This window comes from Herbidospora sp. RD11066 (assembly GCF_054661255.1).
In genome coordinates, this window is the sequence record NZ_BAAGDO010000003.1 from 634,697 (window position 1) to 655,828 (window position 21,132).

Annotated in this window: 24 protein-coding genes and 1 tRNA gene; 10 read left to right on the plus strand and 15 right to left on the minus strand. The window is 65.3% G+C overall.

The window, feature by feature from the left end; genetic code table 11:
• Positions 1-67: 67 nt before the first annotated feature.
• The 3 genes from ACYQ78_RS14520 to ACYQ78_RS14530 all read right to left on the minus strand — a co-directional run bounded on the left by ACYQ78_RS14520 (position 68) and on the right by ACYQ78_RS14530 (position 2,289).
• Positions 68-952, minus strand: coding sequence for an alpha/beta hydrolase (locus tag ACYQ78_RS14520; protein ID WP_459801339.1), 885 nt, complete (start codon positions 950-952; stop codon positions 68-70).
• A 149-nt stretch (positions 953-1,101) separates the two neighbouring features.
• Entirely contained in the window at positions 1,102-1,890 is a 789-nt protein-coding gene (locus ACYQ78_RS14525; RefSeq protein WP_459801340.1) for an SDR family oxidoreductase, read from the minus strand.
• Positions 1,891-1,926: 36 nt separating this feature from the next.
• On the minus strand, positions 1,927-2,289 hold the full coding sequence (locus tag ACYQ78_RS14530; RefSeq protein WP_459801341.1) for a nuclear transport factor 2 family protein: 363 nt from the start codon (positions 2,287-2,289) through the stop codon (positions 1,927-1,929).
• 78 nt (positions 2,290-2,367) lie between these two features.
• Here ACYQ78_RS14530 and ACYQ78_RS14535 point away from each other — a divergent pair, with 78 nt between their 5' ends.
• From ACYQ78_RS14535 to ACYQ78_RS14555, 5 genes are all read left to right on the plus strand, one after another.
• Positions 2,368-3,162: a MerR family transcriptional regulator gene (locus ACYQ78_RS14535; protein ID WP_459801342.1), complete on the plus strand. Its 795-nt coding sequence runs from the start codon at positions 2,368-2,370 to the stop codon at positions 3,160-3,162.
• A 216-nt stretch (positions 3,163-3,378) separates the two neighbouring features.
• Positions 3,379-3,507: a hypothetical protein gene (locus ACYQ78_RS14540; RefSeq protein ID WP_459801343.1), complete on the plus strand. Its 129-nt coding sequence runs from the start codon at positions 3,379-3,381 to the stop codon at positions 3,505-3,507.
• Between the two features lie 240 nt (positions 3,508-3,747).
• Entirely contained in the window at positions 3,748-4,443 is a 696-nt protein-coding gene (locus tag ACYQ78_RS14545; protein WP_459801344.1) for a hemerythrin domain-containing protein, read from the plus strand.
• A 75-nt stretch (positions 4,444-4,518) separates the two neighbouring features.
• Positions 4,519-5,112 carry a TetR/AcrR family transcriptional regulator gene (locus ACYQ78_RS14550; RefSeq protein ID WP_459801345.1) on the plus strand — a complete coding sequence of 198 codons (594 nt, stop codon included), beginning with the start codon at positions 4,519-4,521 and terminating at the stop codon, positions 5,110-5,112.
• A gap of 411 nt (positions 5,113-5,523) precedes the next feature.
• On the plus strand, positions 5,524-5,766 hold the full coding sequence (locus ACYQ78_RS14555; RefSeq protein ID WP_459801346.1) for a hypothetical protein: 243 nt from the start codon (positions 5,524-5,526) through the stop codon (positions 5,764-5,766).
• 114 nt (positions 5,767-5,880) lie between these two features.
• Here ACYQ78_RS14555 and ACYQ78_RS14560 read toward each other — a convergent pair whose 3' ends face one another.
• From ACYQ78_RS14560 to ACYQ78_RS14570, 3 genes are all read right to left on the minus strand, one after another.
• The gene (locus tag ACYQ78_RS14560; protein WP_459801347.1) at positions 5,881-6,789 is read right to left on the minus strand and encodes a CU044_5270 family protein; all 909 of its coding nucleotides are present in this window, start codon (positions 6,787-6,789) and stop codon (positions 5,881-5,883) included.
• The gene (locus tag ACYQ78_RS14565; RefSeq protein WP_459801348.1) at positions 6,782-7,354 is read right to left on the minus strand and encodes an RNA polymerase sigma factor; all 573 of its coding nucleotides are present in this window, start codon (positions 7,352-7,354) and stop codon (positions 6,782-6,784) included. The genes ACYQ78_RS14560 and ACYQ78_RS14565 overlap by 8 nt, the downstream gene beginning before the upstream one ends.
• Before the next feature lie 203 nt (positions 7,355-7,557).
• Positions 7,558-8,511, minus strand: coding sequence for a GlxA family transcriptional regulator (locus ACYQ78_RS14570; RefSeq protein ID WP_459801349.1), 954 nt, complete (start codon positions 8,509-8,511; stop codon positions 7,558-7,560).
• A 77-nt stretch (positions 8,512-8,588) separates the two neighbouring features.
• Between ACYQ78_RS14570 and ACYQ78_RS14575 the strand changes: the two genes are divergently transcribed.
• Complete coding sequence (locus ACYQ78_RS14575; RefSeq protein WP_459801775.1) at positions 8,589-9,521, plus strand: NADP-dependent oxidoreductase; 933 nt, start codon at positions 8,589-8,591, stop codon at positions 9,519-9,521.
• Between the two features lie 188 nt (positions 9,522-9,709).
• Here the strand turns inward: ACYQ78_RS14575 and ACYQ78_RS14580 are convergent, their stop codons facing one another.
• Together ACYQ78_RS14580 and ACYQ78_RS14585 are read right to left on the minus strand one after the other, a co-directional pair.
• The gene (locus ACYQ78_RS14580) at positions 9,710-10,435 is read right to left on the minus strand and encodes a PP2C family protein-serine/threonine phosphatase (RefSeq protein ID WP_459801350.1); all 726 of its coding nucleotides are present in this window, start codon (positions 10,433-10,435) and stop codon (positions 9,710-9,712) included.
• A complete protein-coding gene (locus ACYQ78_RS14585; protein ID WP_459801351.1) occupies positions 10,432-11,238 on the minus strand; it encodes a GntR family transcriptional regulator in 807 nt (268 codons plus the stop codon). Before ACYQ78_RS14585 ends, ACYQ78_RS14580 begins: the two co-directional genes overlap by 4 nt.
• A gap of 586 nt (positions 11,239-11,824) precedes the next feature.
• On the opposite strand from ACYQ78_RS14585, the gene ACYQ78_RS14590 reads away from it, so the two are divergent.
• From ACYQ78_RS14590 to ACYQ78_RS14600, 3 genes are all read left to right on the plus strand, one after another.
• Positions 11,825-12,451 carry a hypothetical protein gene (locus tag ACYQ78_RS14590; RefSeq protein ID WP_459801352.1) on the plus strand — a complete coding sequence of 209 codons (627 nt, stop codon included), beginning with the start codon at positions 11,825-11,827 and terminating at the stop codon, positions 12,449-12,451.
• Positions 12,451-12,762 (plus strand): hypothetical protein, encoded by a 312-nt coding sequence (locus tag ACYQ78_RS14595; RefSeq protein WP_459801353.1) that lies wholly within the window; start codon positions 12,451-12,453, stop codon positions 12,760-12,762. The genes ACYQ78_RS14590 and ACYQ78_RS14595 overlap by 1 nt, the downstream gene beginning before the upstream one ends.
• 1,153 nt (positions 12,763-13,915) lie before the next feature.
• Entirely contained in the window at positions 13,916-14,902 is a 987-nt protein-coding gene (locus ACYQ78_RS14600; RefSeq protein WP_459801354.1) for a hypothetical protein, read from the plus strand.
• 39 nt (positions 14,903-14,941) lie between these two features.
• Here the strand turns inward: ACYQ78_RS14600 and ACYQ78_RS14605 are convergent, their stop codons facing one another.
• Positions 14,942-16,264 carry a hypothetical protein gene (locus ACYQ78_RS14605; protein WP_459801355.1) on the minus strand — a complete coding sequence of 441 codons (1,323 nt, stop codon included), beginning with the start codon at positions 16,262-16,264 and terminating at the stop codon, positions 14,942-14,944.
• 686 nt (positions 16,265-16,950) lie between these two features.
• Here ACYQ78_RS14605 and ACYQ78_RS14610 point away from each other — a divergent pair.
• Positions 16,951-17,511, plus strand: coding sequence for an NUDIX hydrolase (locus ACYQ78_RS14610; RefSeq protein ID WP_459801356.1), 561 nt, complete (start codon positions 16,951-16,953; stop codon positions 17,509-17,511).
• On the opposite strand, the gene ACYQ78_RS14615 is transcribed toward ACYQ78_RS14610, so the two are convergent.
• The 6 genes from ACYQ78_RS14615 to ACYQ78_RS14640 all read right to left on the minus strand — a co-directional run bounded on the left by ACYQ78_RS14615 (position 17,492) and on the right by ACYQ78_RS14640 (position 21,119).
• The gene (locus ACYQ78_RS14615; RefSeq protein ID WP_459801357.1) at positions 17,492-18,184 is read right to left on the minus strand and encodes a hypothetical protein; all 693 of its coding nucleotides are present in this window, start codon (positions 18,182-18,184) and stop codon (positions 17,492-17,494) included. The two genes, ACYQ78_RS14610 and ACYQ78_RS14615, sit on opposite strands and share 20 nt — an antisense overlap.
• Positions 18,185-18,705: 521 nt before the next feature.
• Positions 18,706-18,778, minus strand: a tRNA-Ala gene (locus ACYQ78_RS14620).
• Positions 18,779-18,841: 63 nt separating this feature from the next.
• Complete coding sequence (locus ACYQ78_RS14625; protein ID WP_459801358.1) at positions 18,842-19,534, minus strand: HAD-IA family hydrolase; 693 nt, start codon at positions 19,532-19,534, stop codon at positions 18,842-18,844.
• A gap of 5 nt (positions 19,535-19,539) precedes the next feature.
• Complete coding sequence (locus tag ACYQ78_RS14630; RefSeq protein WP_212735470.1) at positions 19,540-19,659, minus strand: DLW-39 family protein; 120 nt, start codon at positions 19,657-19,659, stop codon at positions 19,540-19,542.
• A 533-nt stretch (positions 19,660-20,192) separates the two neighbouring features.
• Positions 20,193-20,567, minus strand: coding sequence for an ATP-binding protein (locus ACYQ78_RS14635; protein WP_459801359.1), 375 nt, complete (start codon positions 20,565-20,567; stop codon positions 20,193-20,195).
• Positions 20,568-20,606: 39 nt separating this feature from the next.
• Positions 20,607-21,119 (minus strand): DUF305 domain-containing protein, encoded by a 513-nt coding sequence (locus ACYQ78_RS14640; protein ID WP_459801360.1) that lies wholly within the window; start codon positions 21,117-21,119, stop codon positions 20,607-20,609.
• Positions 21,120-21,132: the final 13 nt, after the last annotated feature.

Sequence of the window (21,132 nt, forward strand, 5' to 3'; positions counted from 1 at the left end):
GTCAAGCCCGCCCAGGGCGGTGGCCCATCGGTGTCGACTACGTACCGGCCTTGATCCCCGAAAGTCTCTACGTGCTCATCGCGCCGCTGCTGCCGGGAACCACGACGTCGAACCCGTGGAACCCGCCGGGCCAGACGTGCAGTTCGACGTTGCCGCCCGCCTGCCACATGCGGCCGGCGTAGGCGACGTCCTCGTCCCGGAACGTTTCGGCCGACCCGACGTCGACGAACGTGGAGGGCAGGCCGGAGAGGTTTGCGGCGCGGGAAGGCGCGGCGTACGAAGACACGTCCGCTCTTCCGCGAACGCCGTCGCCGAGGAGCGCGTTCCACCCGGTCTCGTTCGAGGAGCTGTCCCAGATGCCGAGGCCGCGCATCTGCTGAGCGGAGGGCGAATCGTTGCGGTCGTCCAGCATCGGCGACAGGAGCAGCTGGGCCAGGATGGCCGGGCCGCTGCGGTCGCGTGCCATCAGGGTGACAGCCGCCGCGAGGCCGCCGCCGGCGCTCGCACCGCCGATGACGATACGCTCAGAGTCGATGTTGAGCTCGTGGGCGTGATCCGACAGCCACAGCAGGCCCGCGTAGCAGTCCTCGACGGGACCGGGGTGGGGTGTCTCGGGTGCGAGCCGATACTCGACCGAGACCAACGCCATGCCCATCGGTTCGGCCAGGTTCAGCATCTCCCCCAGGCCGAACCGGTTGTCTCCGACGATCATGCCGCCTCCGTGGACGTGGTAGATCGCCGGAGTCGGAGTCGCCGCGTGCTTCGGGAGACAGATCAGCAGCGAGATGTCCGGGTCCCCGTCCGGCCCTGGCACCGCCCGCTCCTGCACGCTGTAGGCGCCACCGCGCGAGAGGATCTCGTCGGTCGGGGTCTCCACCCCGGGGACGGGCTTGCGCATCTCGACGATGTTGTCCGAACGGTACGCGTCGGGAGGGCGCAGGCTGGTCAGCATCTCAACGACAGGAGCGAGCTCCGGATCGAAGGGTGGTGGCGGTCCGTGACTTGCGCAGTCATATGTTCTCCTTGCTTCTGCTTGCGCAGGAGGGGTTCGGCAGCCGGATCGAGCCGTTGGCGAGTGGCTGCTCGCAACCGCCTCCTGGCTCAGACGGTCGGAACAGTCCCGCCGTCGATCACGTACTCGGCGCCCACGATCGCCGAGGCGCGGTCCGACACCAGGAACCCGACCAGGTCCGCGATCTCCTCGGTGTTCGCGAATCGCCCCAGGGGTACTCCTCCCAGGGAGTCGTAGATGGTCTGCTTGGCCGCTTCACGCGTGAGCCCGTTGCCCTCGGCGATCCGGTCCACGAATCGTTCGTAGGCTTCGGTCTCGATCCCGCCGGGGCTGATCGCGTTGACCCGCACGCCGCGCGGCGCGAGCTCGTTGGCAAGTCCCTTGCTGTACGTGCGCAGGGCAGCCTTCGCGGCCGCGTACGCCAGGGACGCGTCGTACAGGGGTAGTTCACGCTGGATCGAGGTGAAGTGCAGCACCACGCCCGCCCCAGACTCGATCACCGCCGGAAGAAGAGCTCGATCGAGCCGCACCGCTCCCAGGAAGTTGAGGTTCAACTCGGTGAGCCACTGGTCATCGGTGATGACCGCGAACCCACCGGCCGGCGTCGACGCACCTCCGACGACGTGCACCAGGATGTCGAGTGCGCCGCCTGCCTCACCGATTCGAGCGGCCACGGCATCGGTGCCCTCGATCGTCGTCACGTCCGCTTCGATGAATCGATCGGGGTGCTCGTACCCGTCGGGCATCGTTCGCGCCGTCACGTACACATCGGCGCCCATTTCTCGGAGCCTCTCCACGACGGCCTTGCCCGAGCCCTTCGAACCGCCCGTGACCAGCGCCCGGCGACCGTCGAGACGATCGCGATCTGAACTAGACATTTCTCTCCACTGAAGATCGACGTAGCGCGGATTCGGTCAGGCTGTGTGGTTGGCGATAACGAGTTCGGCGACGAGGCCATCCCGCAACGCGAACCGGTAGTCGAGTTCGGCGACGCCACCCGGGAAGGTGCCCTCGAGCCGCACGGTCACGACCCAGTGGGCGTCATCGACGCGGCGAGCGCCGATCTGTTCGGTCGTGTACTCGAACTCGGACCCGGCGTCCCGCAGGAACGCGTGGACCTCTTCTCGGCCGCGGAAGGTCTCGTCCTGGTCGACGACCACCGCGTCCTCGGTGAGGAACGACGAGGCGGTGTCGGCGTCGTGGACGACGTGGGCGGCGAAGAACTCACGCACGGTGGTCGGGAGCAGATCGGACGGAAGATCGGTGTGCTGTGTCATGAGCCCACCGTGCGACCTCACGGAGAGAGAGGGTCAAGCCGTGGACTCTCCCCCTGGGAGAGAGTCCACAATGTGGGGGTGCTGACCATCGGGGAGTTCTCGCGGCTGACCCACTTGAGCGTGCGGACACTGCGCCGGTATCACGAGGCGGCCCTGCTGGAACCCGCCGTGGTGGACGAGATCACCGGTTACCGCTACTACGGCGTCGACCAGATCCCGACCGCGCAGGTCATCCACCGGCTCCGCGAGCTCGACGTCCCCCTGAGCGATGTTCAGCGAATCCTGCGGACCCCCGACCCCGGTGTCCGGGCGGCCCTGGTCGCGGACCACCTGCAACGCCTCGAGGACGAACTCGACCGCACCAGGGCCGCAGTCGTGTCGCTGCGGCGCCTGCTCCGGCCCGACCCCGCGCCGATCGACGTCGAGCTGCGTGCGCAGCCCGCCCGGACCGTCGCGGCGGTGGAGGCTGTAGTCAGCGGTCGCGACGTCACGACCTGGTACGCAGGCGCGATGGCCGAACTGGAGGCGGCCGTCGGCGCCGCCACGACCGGACCGCCGGGCGGCTGCTACGACAACGCCCTCTTCGAACAAGAGCGCGGTCACGCGCTCGTCTACCTACCGACCGCTGCGCCACCTTCCACCGGACGCGTGCACCCCGCGATTCTCCCGGCCGCGGAGCTGGCCGTCACCACCCACGTCGGCGAACACGACGGCATCGAGGTCACGTACGGCGCGCTCGGGACCTGGGTGGTGGAGAACGCGATGTCGGTGGCCGGGCCGGTGCGAGAGGTCTACGTCGTCGGCCCTCGTGACACAAGCGATCCCGCAGCATGGCGCACCGAGATCGGCTGGCCGGTCTTCCGCGTCACCTGAAGCGAACAGTTGTGGGACTGCGTTGTGATTGGCGTCCGTTCACCTCCAAGATCGAGGACGGGATCTTGTTTATAGAGGGGGTGGCGGAAATACCACTCCGGTCAGGTCCGTTGGGACGGGGCGCGGGAGCGGCTGGCGTGGAGTCCCCTCTGTGCTGAAGGCGTCCAGCAGATAGCCGACGAGCCGCCTTGAGGTGGCGGCTGCGGAACTCGACGCATGTTGCACTACACCGCTGTTGGCCATGAGTACCAGAGCGAGATCGTCGAACGCGAAGTCATGGCGGAGCTGGCCGGAATTCTGCGCGCGCTGGATGAGTTGCCGGAATCCGGCTATGCCCTGCCGTAGTTTCTCCTCGATTGCCATCCCCTGGGGAAGCTGCCCGACAAAGGCGGCGCTGAAGCCGTGCCTGCATCGCGGTGAGCCCTTCCACGGCCGAACGAAGGCCTCGCCAGGCGTCGGGGTCGGCCAGGGCAGCTTCGACGATGGCAGCGCACTGAGCGAAATGCGCCGCCTTCTCAGGAGCGCGTCGCCACGATCACAAGAACCGTTTTTCTCAATCAAGCAGTTGATGGATACACTGATTCCATGACACTGACACCGGCACCCGCGGGCAGGCCGTCGTTCAATGGGCCGAAGACCTGCGACGTCAGCGGGATGTTCGACATGCACCGGATGCTGCAGCAGTCGTTCGACGAGGCCACCGGCTTCGTCGACGCCGTCGCGGAGGGCGATACCCGGCACGCGAGGGTAGTCGCGACCCAGCTGCACCTGATCTCCAACGCGCTGCACGCCCACCACGAAGGCGAGGACGAACAGCTCTGGGACAAGATCGACCAGCGGGCACCGGCCTGCTTCCTGCACGTGGAGCGGATGAAGGTCCAGCACGCCGAGATGCTCACCCACCTCCAGGCGCTGGACCGGGCGGTGCCGGCGTGGCGGGCGAGCGCGTCGGCCGCCGACGCGGTGCCGGTGCGGACCGCACTCGCCGGCGTCACCGCCGCGCTGGCCGCGCATTTCCCCGATGAGGAGGCCACCATCGTGCCCTTGGTGGAGCACGTGGTCACCCAGCCCGAGGCGGACTGGTTCGAGAAGCACGGCCGCAAGGCGGTGCCCAAGGGACAGGGCTGGAACATGCTCGGCGCGATTCTGGCCGCACAGCCCGACGGCGGCACCGCGTGGCTCAAGAAGCACATGCCCGGGCCGCTCGGGCTGATCTGGCGGTTCGTCGGCGCGCCGCGCTACACCCGGTTCCGGGCGGCCCTCGCGGGGGCCCGCCCGTGACGACGATCGTCGTCCATGAGCAGGCACTAGGCTTCGGACCAGGGGCGCAACCAACGCTCGGGGAGGCGACCACGCATGCCGGACACCAGGCGTAGGGCCGTCGACGGGGAGCAGCGCCGCGCGCAGATCGTCGACGCCGCTCAGCAGGCCATCGCGACCCAGGGCTTCGAGGGCCTCCGGGTCCGCGACATCGCCGGCCAGGTCGGCATCAACATCGCCACCCTGCACTACTACTTCCCGACCAAGGAGGCGCTGGTCGGGGCCGTGGCCGCCCGGATCGCCCGCACGCTCGAACCGGTCCCCCCCGTCCGCCACGACGACGCGCGACGGGCACTGGTCGAGGACGTCGACCGCATCCTCGCCCGCTTCGAGGCCGACCGCAGCCAGTTCGTCGTGCTCAACGAGGTCTACGCCCGGGCGGGCCGGGACGGCAACCTCTACGAAGTACTGCGGCCCAGCGACGAGGCGTGGGAGGCGCACCTGCGGGCGATCTTCGTCGCGGGCCGCGAGCAAGGCAGCTTCCGCGCGGACCTGGACCCGGACGGCGCGACCACGCTCGTGATGGGCTTCTTCAAGGGCATCGTCCACCAGATGGACCGGCCGCTGTCCGACATCCGCCGGGCGACCGAGGAGATGCTGCGGGCGATGACCGCCTGCGGCCCGGGATGATCATGGCAGGGATGGGACTGGTTGCCCCACTCCGAGAGCGACTTCATCTTCGCCATCCTCGGCGAGGATCTCGGCCTCCAGGCTGCTGTGGAAGATGCGCGGAGCGTCAGCCGGCGCGGCAGACGGACATCCCGCCAGAAGCGCCAATCATGTGACGTGAGGCGGCGCACCGCTGGGACGTCCATCCCGTTCGCTCCTGCTCTACCGGCTTGCAGCGGGACCGCATCCCGCACGGTGCCAGTCAACCGTCTGACATTCGCATTCGATGGGTATGCCCATGCGTTTCCGTGACGATTAGGGGTTTCACCCCGCAATCCGGCCGCTGGCCGGCGGTTCGATGTCCGTACTCAGGCACCGGACCGCCAAGCGGGCGCTTCCAGATTGTCCCCGCCGGTACGGCTGAGCCGCGTGGTGGCCGTGGCCAAAGCGTGCGGACCGGTTCGGGGACTGGCCCTGCTCGACGACCTCGACCACCGATTCCAGCTCGGCCGGGACCCGCTGATCCGGCACCGCGAACGCACGGTCCGCGCCCACTTGCTCCAGATGACCGGCGACACGATCGGGGCAGCGAGGCTGTATCGCGAGGCTACCTCCCTGACCGGCAACCTGATCGAGCAGCGATACCTTCTCGACACGGCCGACCTGTTGGGCTGAGAACGCGGGCCGACTCGTTGCACAGCCCTCGATCATCTGGAGGTCCGTGGAGTGGGGCGTGAGCACGTGCTCTCGGTGTATCGCCCGCTGCCGACGTTGGGTTCGTGCGGATGGTTATTCGTTCTCGGCGGGAGGTTGGACCACCTCGGGGAGGTCGTCGGTCCATTCGGCGGTGGAGATCTCGATCACGCTGTCCGGCCCGTTGACGATGCTGCGGAGCAGGCCCGTTTCCGAGTCGACGACCAGGGTGAACGCGGCTCCGTCGATGTCGACCTTTACTCCGTGGCCGCCGTCGACGTCGCCCGCGTTCGACACGATCGGCAGGGACGCCAGCGCCCGCAGGACGCCCGCCCTGACCTCCGGTGAGACCGGCACGTCGTAGAGCAGATAGTGCATCGACAGGGCGACGTAGCCGTCCTCGCCGATTCTGGGCTTTTCGCCCTTCAGACCGTCGCGCATGCCCTTGAGCGCCAGTTCCTTCAGGGCCTCCGGGTCGGTGGGGAGGTCCTGTAGCTGCTGGTAGGTGAACGACTGGTCGAGGATCCAGTAGTCGTTCGACAGCGGGTTGTCCATGGCCTTGCCGTCGCCGGTGCCGCCGAAAAGGTGGCCGTCGGTGCGGCGGTACCACCATTCCGCCCGCCACGGGCCGTCCGGCTTGCCCTTGACCGTCTTCGCGGAGCCTTCGTGCTCGATGACGACGTGCCAGTACTTCCCGGGCTCGTCCGCGGCCCGTTCCGCAGTGTCGGCGGCGGCGAGCAGGATCTGCCGGCCCGTCAGCTGCACCGGCCGGCTCGCGCTGGGCTCCGCCCGGGTCGGCGCGGGCAGGGGAGCGGCCGTGGGCAGCATAGTGATCACGGCGGCGGCCGAAGCGCCGAGGGCGAGCGCTCCGACGGCCAGCCGCCAGGGACGCCTTCTGGGGGCGGGGTGACGGGTGGCGTTCATGAGGCGGTGGCGCCCCTGGTCGATCGTGTCCTGCGAGGGGTCCTTGGCCAGCGCGACGCGCAGGGACTCAAGGTCATCCATTGAACGACTCCTTGCCGATCAGTTTGCGAAGCTTCGTACGGGCACGGCTCAGCCGGGAGCCGACCGTGCCGTAGGAGATGCCGAGTGCCTCGGCGACCTCCTCATGGGAGAGCTGGGCGAGCGCCACGAGCAGCAGAACGTCGCGTTCCCCCCGGTTCAGCGACGCCAGCGCTCGCACCAGGTCGGCGTGCAACCGGGCCGCCGCGACGGACGCGAGCACCCGGGTCTCGTGGCTCTCGGTGTCCGGCTCGGCCCCCGTACGAGCCAGTGCCTGGTAGTGCCGGGCCTCTTTGCGGCGGTGCCGGGCGACGAGATTGGTCGCGATCCCGAACAACCAGGGGCGCAGGGCCCCGCGTTCGGGCTCGAACCTGGCCCGCAGCCGGAAGGCGGTGAGGAAGGTCTCCGCGGCGAGATCGTCGGCGGCGTCCTCGCCGAGCCGTCCGGCCACATAGCGGTAGATGTCACGGAAGTAGCGGTCGTAGACGCGGGTGAACGCCTCCGGATCCTGGCGGAATCCGGCGACGAGCTCGTTGTCCCTCACGTGCTCGCCGATATCGGTCGTCATGGGCGCCCTCCGGGCGAAGCGGTCATCTGACATCTGCACTCCGCCGGAGGTACGAATCGCTTTCCCGCCCTAGTGTGCAGGCGGAAATTCGTGCAGGTCACAGGGGGGCCGTGGTCGGCATTGGTGGTCTGGTGGACGGCTGTGCGAAGCCGTAAAAGAAAAAGAGCTTTGGCGAGCGAAGCGAGATGCGGTTCGAGCGAGGACTAGCCGCGGAACGTGTGCCGGTAAGCCGTGGGGGACACGCCGATCACGGTGGTCAGGTGCTTGCGCATGGACGCGCCGGTCCCGAAACCGGCCTGCTCGGCGACGCGGTCGACGGGGAGGTCGGTGGTCTCGAGCAGGTGGCGTGCGCGTTCGACGCGCTGCTGGATCAGCCACCTGCCGGGAGTCATCCCGACCTCGTCGCGGAAGCGCCGGGTGAAGGTGCGGACACTCATCCGCGCCCGTCCGGCCATCTCGGTGAGCGGGATGGGCCGGTGGAGTCGCTCCAGCGCCCAGACGCGGGTCTCGGAGGTGGTGGCCGCCGACGCTTCGGGCACCGGACGCTCGATGAACTGCGCCTGGCCGCCGTCCCGCCACGGTGGCACGACGCAGAGCCGGGCGACCCGGTTGGCCACTTCGCTGCCGTGGTCACGACGCACCAGATAGAGGCACAGGTCGACACCGGACGCGACTCCGGCCGCGGTGAGCACCTCACCGTCGTCGACGAACAGCACGTCGGAGTTGACCTTGACGCTGGGGAACATCCGCTGGAAATGCTCCGCCTCGGTCCAGTGGGTCGTCGCCGGCCGCCCGTCGAGCAGGCCCGCGGCGGCCAGGACGTAGGAGGCGGTGCAGATCGACACGATGCGGATGCCCGGCCGGAGACGGTCGAGCATCCCGGCGACCTCGTCGGAGAGCCGGGCTCTGTCGTCGAGGGGGCCGCAGGAGAACGGGGGGATGACGAGCGTGTCCGCCGTCGCGAGGATCTCGCCGCCGTTCTCGACCGTGACGCTGAAATCGGCGGCGGTCCTGACCGGTCCCCCGTCGACGCTGCAGGTGAGCACTTCGTACAGCGGCTCCTCATCGGGGCCGACGGCGGTGCCGAAGATCCTCACGGGGATGCTGAGCTCGAAGGGGTAGACCCCGTCGAGCGCCAGGACGACGACGCGATGCATGGCCAGATCCTTGCAAATATTGGCAGTCGGGCCAATCGCCGGGGTGCCTCGGCCTTGGCAGCCTGAGGGACATGAGAATGCGCGCGATCGGCCAGGACTCCCTCGGCGGCCCTGAAGTGTTGAAGATCGTCGAGGTGCCCCGGCCGGAGCCAGGCCCCGGTGAGGTGCTCGTCCGAGTGCACGCCACGTCGGTCAACCCGACCGATTTCTGGCACCGGGTGACCGGCGGGCTGGCGGGAGGGCCGATCCGGCTCGGCTGGGACGTCTCCGGCGTGATCGAGGAGGTCGGGCTGGGCGTGACCCTGTTCGAACCCGGGGAGGAGGTGTTCGGCATGCCGTTGCAGCCACGGCCCGCCGGCACCTACGCGGAATACGTGGTCACCCCCGCGCGGCACCTGGTCCGCAAGCCGGCTTCACTGTCCCACGTCCAGGCCGCCGCCTTGCCGCTGGTCGCGCTCACCGGATGGCAGGCGCTGGTCGACACCGCCCGCGTGCGCCCCGGCCACCGCGTGCTGGTCCATGCCGCGGCGGGCGGGGTCGGCCATGTCACGGTGCAGATCGCCAAGGCGCTCGGCGCCTACGTCATCGGCACCGCCAGTGGCCCCAAGCACGATTTCGTGCGAGGCCTCGGCGCCGACGAGGTCATCGACCACACGCGCACCGACTTCGCCTCGGCGGCCCGTGACGTCGACATCGTGGTCGACACCATCGGCGGCGAATACGGCCCGCGCTCTCTGCGGACGCTGCGCGAGGGAGGGCTGGTCGTCTCGCTCGCATCTCCGGCCGAAGTCGGGCTGTCGGTTCATGCGCGCGCCCTCGGGTTCCGCTCTACTTTCATGATCGTCGAGGCTGATCAGGCGGGGATGCGGGAGGTCGCGGCTCTGGTGGACTCAGGCCGGCTGACGCCTGAGCTTCACACGGTCCTGCCGCTGGAGCAGGCTGCCAAGGCCCACGAGATCGGGGAGACGGGCCGGACGACCGGCAAGATCGTCCTCACGGTCGCCGACTGACCTCGCCGCCCTGGCCAGGGAGATCATGACCCTCATCCGCTCCGGCGTCCTCCCGCCCCACTGGCATGCGGCGCGATATGGGTGCGGCGTATCGCGTCGTGTCGGCGATCGGAACGGCACCCATCCGCAGGTTTGTACGTGCCGGTCGGAAGGATCACCGGCGAGGCGAAAAGCTCTTGGAGAATCCGTCAGCCCGCGTGCACATCGACGACGATCACGGTGATGTTGTCGGGACCGCCATGATCGATGGCCAGCGAGACAAGATGGTCGGCCACATCGCCCGGGTCGGTCGATGAGCACAGGGCCTCGCGCATGAGATCCGGGGGAACCACCGCGCTCAGTCCGTCCGAGCACAGAAGGAACCGGTCACCGGCCTGCATCTCACGGATGTTCAGATCAGGAGAACGACCATCGGCCCGGCCGTCGAGGAAGCGGGACAACCTCGGCGGAAGGTTCGGAACGTCGTAGGCATCGGAGACCAGGTTGCCGTAGATGTGGTCTTCGGTGATCGGGATCATTTCAGGCTTGCCATCGGCGGTGTCGCCGTCTCGAAGGAGGTAGGCACGGGAGTCACCGACGTTCGCCAGCGCCGCCATCGGCCCACTCACCAGCATCGCTACCAGCGTGGTTCCCATTCCCGCAGATTCCGGCTCAGCTTCGACCTTCTCAAGCAGGGCCTGATTCGCCGAGAAGACCATCCGCCCTAGAACAGTGAGCAGATCCGCAGCCGCGGTCTCTTCGTCGTACGACCGCAAGGCGTCGATGACCGTGTTGCTCGCAAGGTCACCGGCCACATGGCCGCCGAGCCCGTCGGCGACGGCGAACAAGGACCGGCCGCAGTAGAAGGCGTCTTCGTTGCGCCGCCGGACCAGTCCTACGTGAGTGCGGGCGGCGGCGACGACGGTGAGGCTCATCGTTCACCCGCCTCCGGCCACGGGCTCTGGGCCGACTCGTCGCGATGGAGGACATGCACCGTCTCCACACGGTCGCTGGCCACGATGTACTCAGTCACCTCGATGGGCTTGCCGTCTCCTCCCGAGGTCCCCACGCGCACGATCTCCAGTACGGGCAGGCTGGTGGGAATCTCCAGCAGGGTCGCCTCGTCCTTCGTCGGCATGCGAGCGCGGTGAATCTCCATCCAGGTGATGGGCCAGTGGCCGGCCTTCTCCAGCCGATGCAGCCACTCACCCGGACTGGTCGCCGCTGCGTCGAGCTCTGGCACTCCCCCGACCCCACGCGGGTGGATCCACGAGACACCGATCTGGAACGGCGGCTCGGACTCCGGCCCCGTGACGCGGAACCTGCGCATCACCGAGCTGCCCGCCGGGACGCCGAGGAGCTTCGCGATCCTCTGATCGGTCAGCGGCTCGATCGACGCGGTAGCCGGAACGTGGTGCTTCCACACCTCCTGGCCCGAGGCCGAAGGGAAGGAGTAGCCGGGTCCGTCGGCGGCGACGTTTCGCTTCACGAGGTTCCCCCGGGGTCTGCGCAGCCGCATCATGCCGTGCCGGACGATGATCCCCCGACCCTGGACGGCCCAGACGAATCCTTCGGACTCCAGCACGCCGATCGCCCGGCCGACCGTGTCCCTGTTGGCGCCGTACTCCGAAGCGAAGTCGTCCAGACGAGGGAGCTTGGCTCCGGGTTCCCACTCTCCGGCCTCGATCCGCGCTCGGATCTGCGCGGCGAGGTCCAGGTATCGAGAGTGCACGGCCATTACACAACCCTATCTTCCATCGAAATTGTCTTGGGATAATTGACAGCAGGATGGCGAGGTCCGACTATAGTCCCAAGCCAATCGCCTCATGAAACGCTCGAGCAGCCACCCAGGCTGACGCGGACGACAGTCGGCCCACGAGGCGCACCCCCGAAGAGAGCGGGCTCGCTCGACGCGGCCGGCGCTGGAGCGATCCCTCGACCAGGAAGGCATTTCTGACCCGTCGAACCTTAGCCCCCCATCCGAACTCGAGCCATTGGCGAGCGACGGCAGACCCAAGCCGACTCGCTAAAGCGCAGCTACTTGATCCGGCGCATGGACCAGAGCGAACACCTCAGCACCGAATCGCTTTGAGGGCCCACCGACCGGCCGACGCCATGCGACAAAAGACCATGTCCGGCATGGCCGCTTAACCCACCCCACAAGGCCTCAAGACAGCCGAGCAGCCTCGTGCGATCGGCGTCTATACGCACGCCCTCGACTGTCACTCTCCGTAACTAAGTCTGCACAAGCGAACGCGCGAAAGCGGGCCCGTCCGGCGCTGCAACGACCGAACGAGCCCTTGATCAGGATGGAGCCCCGACCCATGGTCGGCCCTAGTGCGACCCTCGAACGAGGCATCGCGCAGTCGGAGAACTGCGTCTGCTTCGGCCAATCGCCGCCCATGCCCCTCGGATGTGGCACCTGCGGCCACGCCCCCTACGCACACGCATGCTCTCGCCAGCACGACCACGAGTACGTCCCGCCGAGTTCCGACCAGGCGGCCGAGCGTTTGGCCACCCGTCGTGCGGCCGGACCTCAGCCGCTTCCCCGTCCGACCGCTCCCACGGCTGTCACCCCCTCGGACGAGACCCCCGCGCTGGTGCCCTCTCAGCGTCGCCGGAACACGGTCATCTCCCGGACCAGGCCGACGCCCCACCGGCCCCCGAACCACTCCTTCACGTCGGGAACTCGACGCCTCGCCACCTTTTTCGCCCGCGTACCGGAGGTCCGCGCCATGCACAGCACCGCGCCCAAGGTTCCCGACACCTGGAGATACCTGACCAGCGACGTCGGCCGTCTGTGGGCTTGGCGGAAGGAGGCCTTCGACGAGATCGCGCAGGAGGCGGGCGCCACTCCTGCCGTCGACGCCGACGACCTCGCCGCTCTGGCCAGGGCGATCAACAGGCAGGAGCGGATCGCCGAACAGGCCGGCGAGGAGCGCCCGTCGTGATGCTGCTGCGGAAAGTCATCGAGCGTTTCCGGCGCCCCAAGGGCCACCATCACCCAGGCTCATCCCGCTCCACCCGGCGGAACCGCCGCATCGACCACTACACCGGGCACCGATTCGCCGACGAACTCAACCACGAGCATTTCGGCTGGCTGGTGATCTGGCTGACCTGGCAGCGCGAGTTCTGCGCCATGGCCCAATGGCCGGTCGACAGTCCTCTAGTCGTCACCGCCACCACCCCGAAGGAGCTTCGCCGCGCCGTCCTAGAAGCGGAGATGACCCTCATCCGCTCCGGCATCCTCCCGCCCTATTGACCACGCAGCGCGATACGGGTGCGGCGTATCGCGCCATAGCGCGTACGGCCCCCGGTTGGTCTGCGAGATGTGTGCTCGCATCTTGTCGGCGATTGACCGGCGCTCATCCGCCGGTTGAGCAGATTGTTCGTGTCGACCGAAAGCTCATAGCCATGGTCGATGACACTGCCGCAACGAGCCTGGCCGTCGGTTCCGCAGCCTACCCGTCGTGTAGTTAATGGTCAGCCGTGGAAGTCGGGTGGCCAAAGGCCAGGCGAAGCCGTAAAGAAAAGTGGATTTGACGAGCGAAGCGAGCAGCGGCCCGAGCGAAGCGAGGCCCTGCCGGGGAGCGCGAGGGGGCGGAGCCCGATCGCCAGGAGCGCAGCGACCCGGAGCGCCAGCGACGCCGGACGCGAAGCGGCCAGGGGGAGCGCGAGGGGGCAAAGCCCTCTCGTATCGGGGGGTTCGGGGGGTCGTCCCCCCGTAGACGAACGGAAACGGCTTGTGAAAGCCGCCCGAAGGGCGTCAACCACAAGCCGTTGAAGAGAGAGTGGAGCCTAGGAGATTTGAACTCCTGACATCCTGCTTGCAAAGAACCTTTTCGATCTTGATCGATCTACATAGGTGCAGTTCAGAGGCATGATCGCGATCGCCTTGAGTGACGCCGAATCTCCGCTACGCCCCGCCTCATCGGGCACGGCACGGGCACGGGCACGACAGCATGAACTGGAACCACTTGAGTTCATCCAGCTTACGAATTGAATGCGGAAGATCTAGAGGCCCTTATCGCTAGACGACCTGATCCCATGCTAAGTACCCCTCACCTGGCGAGCCTCAATCAGCGCATGATCCGGATCTTGTCTCCCTGTTCGACGGACGATCGCGCGATCACTCCTGCGTTCTGCGATGGGCCACGACGGCAGAGCATAGCTAACGGCTTCCATACCAGAAAGGATCATTTCGCACGAACCGTCAAATATATTCCGTTTAGTTCTTTTCGTCCGATTGAGGTACATATCCAGAGTACAGATAGGCACATATCGCCACAATAGCATCTAAAATACCCGAATATGTCTGCATCAAAAGGGGATTAAAGTCACACCCCATAAAGCCCACTCTGTCACGTTTCGATAAGTGAGACTCCTCGATTGGCGCGGACTCTTAACATATCGCCATGGTCACACTCTTAATTTTTGCTCCCCCGCCGCCAGCCACCAACTCGGACCCATGGGACATATTTTTGGCGATTGGCGCCATTCTCGGAGCGATCGCGGCGATTCAGCAAATGGCATCAGCTGTGGCAAAGTATCGCCACAGGAAGGAGCAGAGGCTCCTGATGGAAATCATGAAAGATAAGCTCAGCGCCGAGTCTGCAAAATCTGAAGCCGAGTATGCAAGGAAAGAGGCCGATAACTTATCTGCTATACATGAAATGCTGCGTAGGCAAATCGAAGAAGATGTCCCGCGAGAAGCTCGACGGTTATATATCGAGCACAGGTTGGACGTTTTAGGTCGAGCCATTTCGGAGCAGTACAAGGAATACCATGCGTTACAAAACGAAGCAGCCGGGTTCAAGAATGCCGAGCTAGATGAGCGGCTTGCCTTCGTTGTCAAAGAAACAATCCTGCCGAATCACATAATTCGAGCTAGGCGAGAAAGGTGGACACTCGCCCTTCTTATAGGTGTGGTACTTCTAACAATCTCGCCGTTTGAGCTCCAGAGGATCGCCTCTTTTTTCACATCACAACCATTCTATATTTTGAGCTATTCATATGAATACGAGCTAAGCGCCGTCAATCTGTCGGTCGCTGGAGTTATTCTAGTGTGGGCATCTATCTTTACGCTTCTCGCTAAATTCCCAACAAATCTCCAAATTACTATCCGAGGTTTGCGTGCACCCCGATGGTTGCAGTTCTCAATCCTGCTGGTTGGCCTTCTGCTAATAATGATAGGTAACGTGTTTTCCGATGTTGCCGGCCGCGCATTCGAAGCGGGTAACTACACTATGAGTGAAGAGCCATATCAGTTGGCTGCCGCATGTCTTCATCTGGCGTCTTTTGTGATTGGCGCACTTGTGGCATTCGTTTATTGGCCGAAAGGACGTAGGCTAGTTTCACGCCTTCGGCAGGTTTCATTGAAGGGGCAATCGCGGATTAAATAGTCAGCGGTCTTGCTGGAGGCAGTGACATCTATCAGTAATCTACCAAGATCTAGTTCCCCAGCGCAGATCTTCAAACATTGTCTCAAGACTTTTGTCACTCGCAATCGAGAAGATGCTTTCCGCCTCCAGAAGTCGCTTAGCCGTCCACGTTACTGCATCCTGCATTTCGCGGACGAAGTCGCCTTCCTCTAACTTTCTACTTTCGCCTCCATGGGCCACGATGCTCCTGACTGCATAAATTTCCTCATGCTTTCGAGCCCTATCTGCCCGTTTATCGGGATCAGGGTCAAGCAGGGCAAATCTCTCCTTCATAGCCCGTCCAGGTAATGCCGACTTCGCTCCGAGCAAAGCATCTAAAGCGACTCCTGCAGCAAGCGCCGAGTCGTCCGTAGACTCCGACCAGAAACTCTCGGAGAACCAGCGCGCAGCAACCTGGATTCTTCGCGATATATTACTTTCGCTGGCTAGACATTTTTCTATAGAGCTTCTTAGGAGATCGTCTGCCAAAAGATCTTCTAAGGGAACACGCTCGGGGCTGTACCAGCGATGAGCACGAGATACACCAAGTTCGTCCTGTATGAATGGCTGGCACGCAAGGTCGACTGTGTCGTTGGATATCTTGAATGCCTCGCCAATGACAGTCCTGTCTAGAGTGAGGCCACGCACTCCAGGCCTATTCGATGCACCACGTACCGAAAAGAGACCATGCTTCTCTTTATCGGCTTCGAGCAGCAGGGATAGATCCACCAATAGGTGGAACTTCTGTTCTGCCTGAGTAAATGCGAGGCTTCTCTGTCCGGGAACCAGCGCAGCAAACCCCACGATAGGGGGCCTATGCTTCTGGGTTCCCATGTAGTCGATTAATTCCTCGATCGAAGATCCAGTCCTTCCGCCCATACCGCCAACGACATTTGCAAATTCCTCCCCCAATATGCCGATGGCCAGTTTTTTAGCAATGCGTATAGGAGGCCCTTTCCACTGAACGTTGGCTACAGGAAAGACCACAAGAGAAGGCTTGCTGTACAGTAGCCTTTCAAGGCTAGAACCAGCTAATGCTTCTGCGTTCTCGGCGTTAGAGACGTGAGCAATTAGCGAGGCAACTACTCCCCAGATCTCTTCCGAATCCCAGCGCTCTCTAATTCGGACCTGTCCTGTCAGAGCGCTCATCAACTCCTCGTATTTTATGAGGCCCTCAGCAGATAAGCTAAAAACCTCATCCGCCAAAGAAATAGCCGCCTTCCCGGAACGCCTATAACTTTCGACATGCCACCCATAATTCCAGGCCCGGCGCCCCGGAGATGGCGCAATGCCCTCGGCCGCACTCACAAGTAGCTCGACGGCCCTAGCTAAAGCCTTTTCCATGTGAACGAGTATTGCACTTCTATCGCCAAGTTGCTGGACAATTGATCCACACACGGCCATAGGAGCCCGCTTCTGCTTGTTGCGACTTCAGGCCGACGGCAGGACGAATCCTCTCAATCACGTACAAATACACCCATTGTGCAAGTTGGGTAAATTCGCTCTATTTGTTACTTTTATCCACTTTGTGAACCATTGACCACACTGACATGCTGCATGGCATCTTGTGTTGCAGTCGCCTCAACTCTTCGGGTGCCATACCGTCCTGCTCCCGCTAGCTGCCAACTCCGGGACTGTCGGGCAGGTTCTGTCAAGGATGGCTTCGCGTGTCCATTCGCCGGTGACCTTCCGCCTGTGCTGGTTGTCCTGCCTGCACAGCCGTCCTTGACGGGTTCTGCCTGCCCCGGATAATCGGCCAGCGGGTGCAGGCTTACGGCGGGAAGGCGGCGGGCCGACCTACGGCGCGTTCGTTCGGCAACGGCGAAAACGTAGGTCGGCGAACGGCCCGGGCCGCTGCTGGCCGGGACCGGCGCCCACGCCGCACGCCCGGGCGGCGGGCGGCAGAGGGCCGTTTACGGCGGCGCGGCGCGCCGCCGTCTTGATCCACACAAGAACTATTCGGCAACTGTGACGGCAGCGTTGTGCAGATGCCGGTGTGCGGTTACGAGCTGTCCCGGTAGCGTCACGGTGTGGCTTCCAATGACGAGCGGTCGCGGTGGGTCGTGCACGGGGAACGGTTGGTCTACGACAATGAGTGGATCCGGCTGGGCCTGGTCGACGTCGAGATCCCGGACGGTGAGCGCTTCGAACACCACGCCGTCCACCTGAACCGGGCAGCCATCGCCGTCGTTCTCAACGATGAAGACCACGTCCTGCTGATGTGGCGGCACCGCTTCCTGTTCGACCGCTGGGGCTGGGAACTCCCCGGCGGCCTGGTGGAGGTCGGCGAAGACCCGATGACCACGGCCGCCCGCGAGGTCGAAGAGGAGACCGGCTACCGCCCCTCGTCGATTGAGCCTCTGGTCACCTACCAGCCCATGGCCGGCATGGTCGACTCCGAACACCTGCTCTTCCTGGCCAGAGGTGCCGAGTACGTCGGTTCCCCGACCGGCGAGGTAGAGGCCGACCTGATCGAGTGGATCCCCATCAGCGACGTCCAAGGGATGATCGCCCGTGGCGACATCTGGACCTCGGGAACCCTGATCGGCCTGTACGCCGCCCTCGCCAAGCTCAGTTCAGCGACCGATTGAGCAGCCGCGCCAACTCATCCACCCGTCGTCGCTGCCGACGTGACCCGGTCATCGTCGCCAGTTGTTGCGCCCTCTGGATATGGGGCAACGCCGCATCCGGATCACCACCCGCCAGCAACGCATGCCCGAGGTCGCACCGCACCCCGGCCTCAGCCCGATTGAACGTCCCGTCCATCCCCGCCAACGCCCCGCGTAGATCCTCAACGGTGTCAGGATCAGCGAACCGAACTAGGCAGTTGCCCCGCCAGCGCGCCAAGTGATGCCGGTTGAGCGCGAGGTAAGGCAACTCCGGGTCCGCCCGGTCATCCTCGGGGAGCAGTCTCGCCGCCTGGTCCAGAGCATTCCGACAGGTGACCTCATCGCCAAGGACCGATGCGGCTTCGGCCTCGGCAGCTGATAGCCGCGCTCGCAACAGGGCGGGTATCTGTCCGCGGTGGGTCTGGTGAACGTGCCGGTTCAGCTGGACCGCCTCGGCCGGTCGTCCGATCTCGATCAGCGTGTACGCCTGCTCGCCCGATACATGTGCGGGAACAGCCGGCCTTTCGGCCTCCTGGGCCACTGACTTGGCACGCTCGTAGTGATCCCAAGCGTCGTTGACCGCCCCAGTGTCGATGGACTGCCACCCGGCTAGCGAACTCGCCTCGGCCAGCACCTCGGCGAGTTCGGCCCGCACCCCAGGCCGTACCGCTGATGGTGCGCCCGATTGATCTGTGCGATGTGTGCCGCATTTTGTCGGCGATCGGACCGGCTCCTATCCGCCGGTCGAGCATCCGCAGGTTGATTCGTGTCGGTTGAAAGGATCATGGCCATGGTCGAATCGATGACATTGGCCGCGTCGAGCCTGGCCGCCGAGTCGTCGGCCTACTCGTCGTGCTAATGGTCGGCTGTGGAAGACGTGGAGCCAAAGTCGAGGCGAAGCCGTAAAGAAAAGTGATTTGACGAGCGAAGCGAGCAGCGACCCGAGCGAAGCGAGGCCTTGCCGGGGAGCGCGAGGGGGCGGAGCCCGATCGCAAGGAGCGACAGCGACCCGGAGCGACAGCGACGCCGGACGCGAAGCGGCCAGAGGGAGCGCGAGGGGGCGAAAGCCCCTTCGCAGCGGGGGGTTCGGGGGGTCGTCCCCCCGTGGACAAACGAGAAACGGCTTGTGAAAGCCGCCCCGCAGGGGCGTCAACCACAAGCCGTTACGAGAGAGAGTGGAGCCTAGGAGATTCGAACTCCTGACATCCTGCTTGCAAAGCAGGCGCTCTGCCAGCTGAGCTAAGGCCCCGATTGACGCCCGCTCCAAGCAGACGTCGCTACACCGTAGCAAGGATCTCAACCTGCCCGCCACTTACAAGACGGCGGCCACGTCACTCCCCATCACCACGGCGGGAAAATCGGCGATCGACTCCAGAATGTGCGTGGCCCCGCCGGCGGCCAGCCGATCACGGCTGTGCACCCCCGTCAGCACCCCCGCCACCACGGAAGCCCCCGCCCGCCGAGCAGAAACCATGTCACTCTCGGTATCGCCAGCCACGGCGACCGCCCGAACGTCCTCGATCCCCAGCTTCAGCACCGCGGTAAGGATCATGTCCGGGTAAGGCCGCCCACGCCCGCAGTCCTCAGGCGAGAGGGCGAGGTCGACCTTGTCGTACCACCCCAGCGCCCCCAGAACCCGCCCCATCGTCCCCCGGGAGAACCCGGTCACCAGGGCGATCTTGATCCCGGCCCCGCGCAGCTTCTCGAGGGCCTCGACCGTGCCCGCGAGCGGCGTGACCCCCGCGCGCTCGATGGACCCCTCGTAGGACCGCTCGAAGGTCAGGTTGGCGGCCTGGGCCTGTGCTTCGTTGTCGGGGAAGATCCCCCGGAAAACGTCGATCTTGGGGCAGCCCCGGGACCGGTGCACGTGCACCATCGCGCGTGCGTAGGCACTGGTCCCGGGAACGATCCCCTGTGTCGCGATCGACTCGGCGAACGCCCGTTCGACCAGGGCGATGTCGCCGATCGTGGTGCCCGCCAGGTCGAGGCAGGCCAGCTTGATCACGAAGATCAGTTCTCGCTGCCGGTCGCCTCGGTCCAGAGGTCGAGCTCGGCCCGATCGGCCTGGACCTTGCGCCAGAACAGCAGGCCAACGACGGCAACGATGGCAAGAAGAAGCAGCTTCTTCATGGTGATGACCCCATTTCCCGGGTGTGACAAACGCCCGGTTCCGCCCCCGGGCCGCGCGCCGAATACAACACTTTATCCCCCCGAGGATTTTCGCCGCGAAAGCCGTACCGAGGAGGACTCCGCTATCAGCGAAAGAGACGAGACCCGAGGTGAGCAACGAGCTTAGCCTCGCACCAACCCCCGCGTCAGCCGCACTGGGGGCTCCCCCGAGCCCCCAGGAATCGCCCCGGCGCGCCTTCCCACCCACTGTCGGGCCACTTCCAACTACCGATTTCTCTGTACGACCCCACGACCGCACCCACCGGAAATCAGTGTCCCCAGCCCCAAGGCTCCCGAGAACCCCACACCCTGATGGCAAGCGCCACTCCCACCGCCAGGCACCGTGGCCTTTCCCGGCCCCACACCGACCACGACCGCCACCAAGCAACACGTACAAGAAGCTCAGGACTGCGGGACCCCGGCTATCAGCCGCACCGTGGCCTCTCCGGCCCCACACCAACCCCGACCGCCGCCAAGCAACACGTACAAGAAGCTCAGGACTGCGGGACCCCCGCCGTCAGCCGCACCGTGGTCCCTTCGGGACCCGTGCTGACCACGATCGTCGTCAGCCGGTGCATCAGCCACAGCCCGCGCCCGCCCGTGGGAGTCCGTGACGGCCCCGTCGCGATCCCCGGTCCGCCGTCGGACACCTCGCACAGCACCCGCGCGCCCTCGCGCCACAACCGCAGCACCCTTGGCGACTTCGCATACCGCACCGCGTTCGTCACGGCCTCGTGCACGGCGAGGACGTAGTCGTCGAGGCCCATGCCCGACAGGCCCACCGCCCCGACGCAGTCGTGGACGGATCGGCGCACCTCGAGCACGGTCGTCTGGTCGAGGTCGAGGGAGAGGAGGAGGTCGCCTGCCACAGATGGCTCGCCTCCCAGGATGTCGACTGACACCCAACCCTAGGCCAGTTGACGCTCGATCTCCGCGACCATCTCCTCCTGATCGCGGACCAGCCGCCGGGCAAGATCTGCCGTAGGCGAGTGGTCGCCGACCGCGAGGACGATGCGGGCGGAGGTCATGCCGGCGTCGAGGTGCCTCGTCATCAGGCCGAACCAGGTGCGGTCGAACGCCTGACCGGTGAGGTCGCGCAGCTTGGTGAACTCGGCGTCGGTGATGTTGCCGGGGCCGATGGGGCGGGCTCCGGGGGGAGGCGGGGCGACCTCCCACATGGACAGCCAGTTGGCCATCATCTGCAGGTCGGCCCGGCCCTGCGATCGGATTTCGAGCGAGGTCGCTTTGACCCAGTCGCTGTACGCCCTTCCCTGCGCCAGTTCGGCCAACTGCACCGTCTGGCGATAGTTGGGAATCATCTCCAGGGAGAAGCGGACGTCAGGATCCGATGCATCAGTGCCGGAACAGGCGACGACCAGCGTCAGCATGAGGCTGGTCGCGAATAACCGAATCGCGCTCATCAGCCGTAGGTAC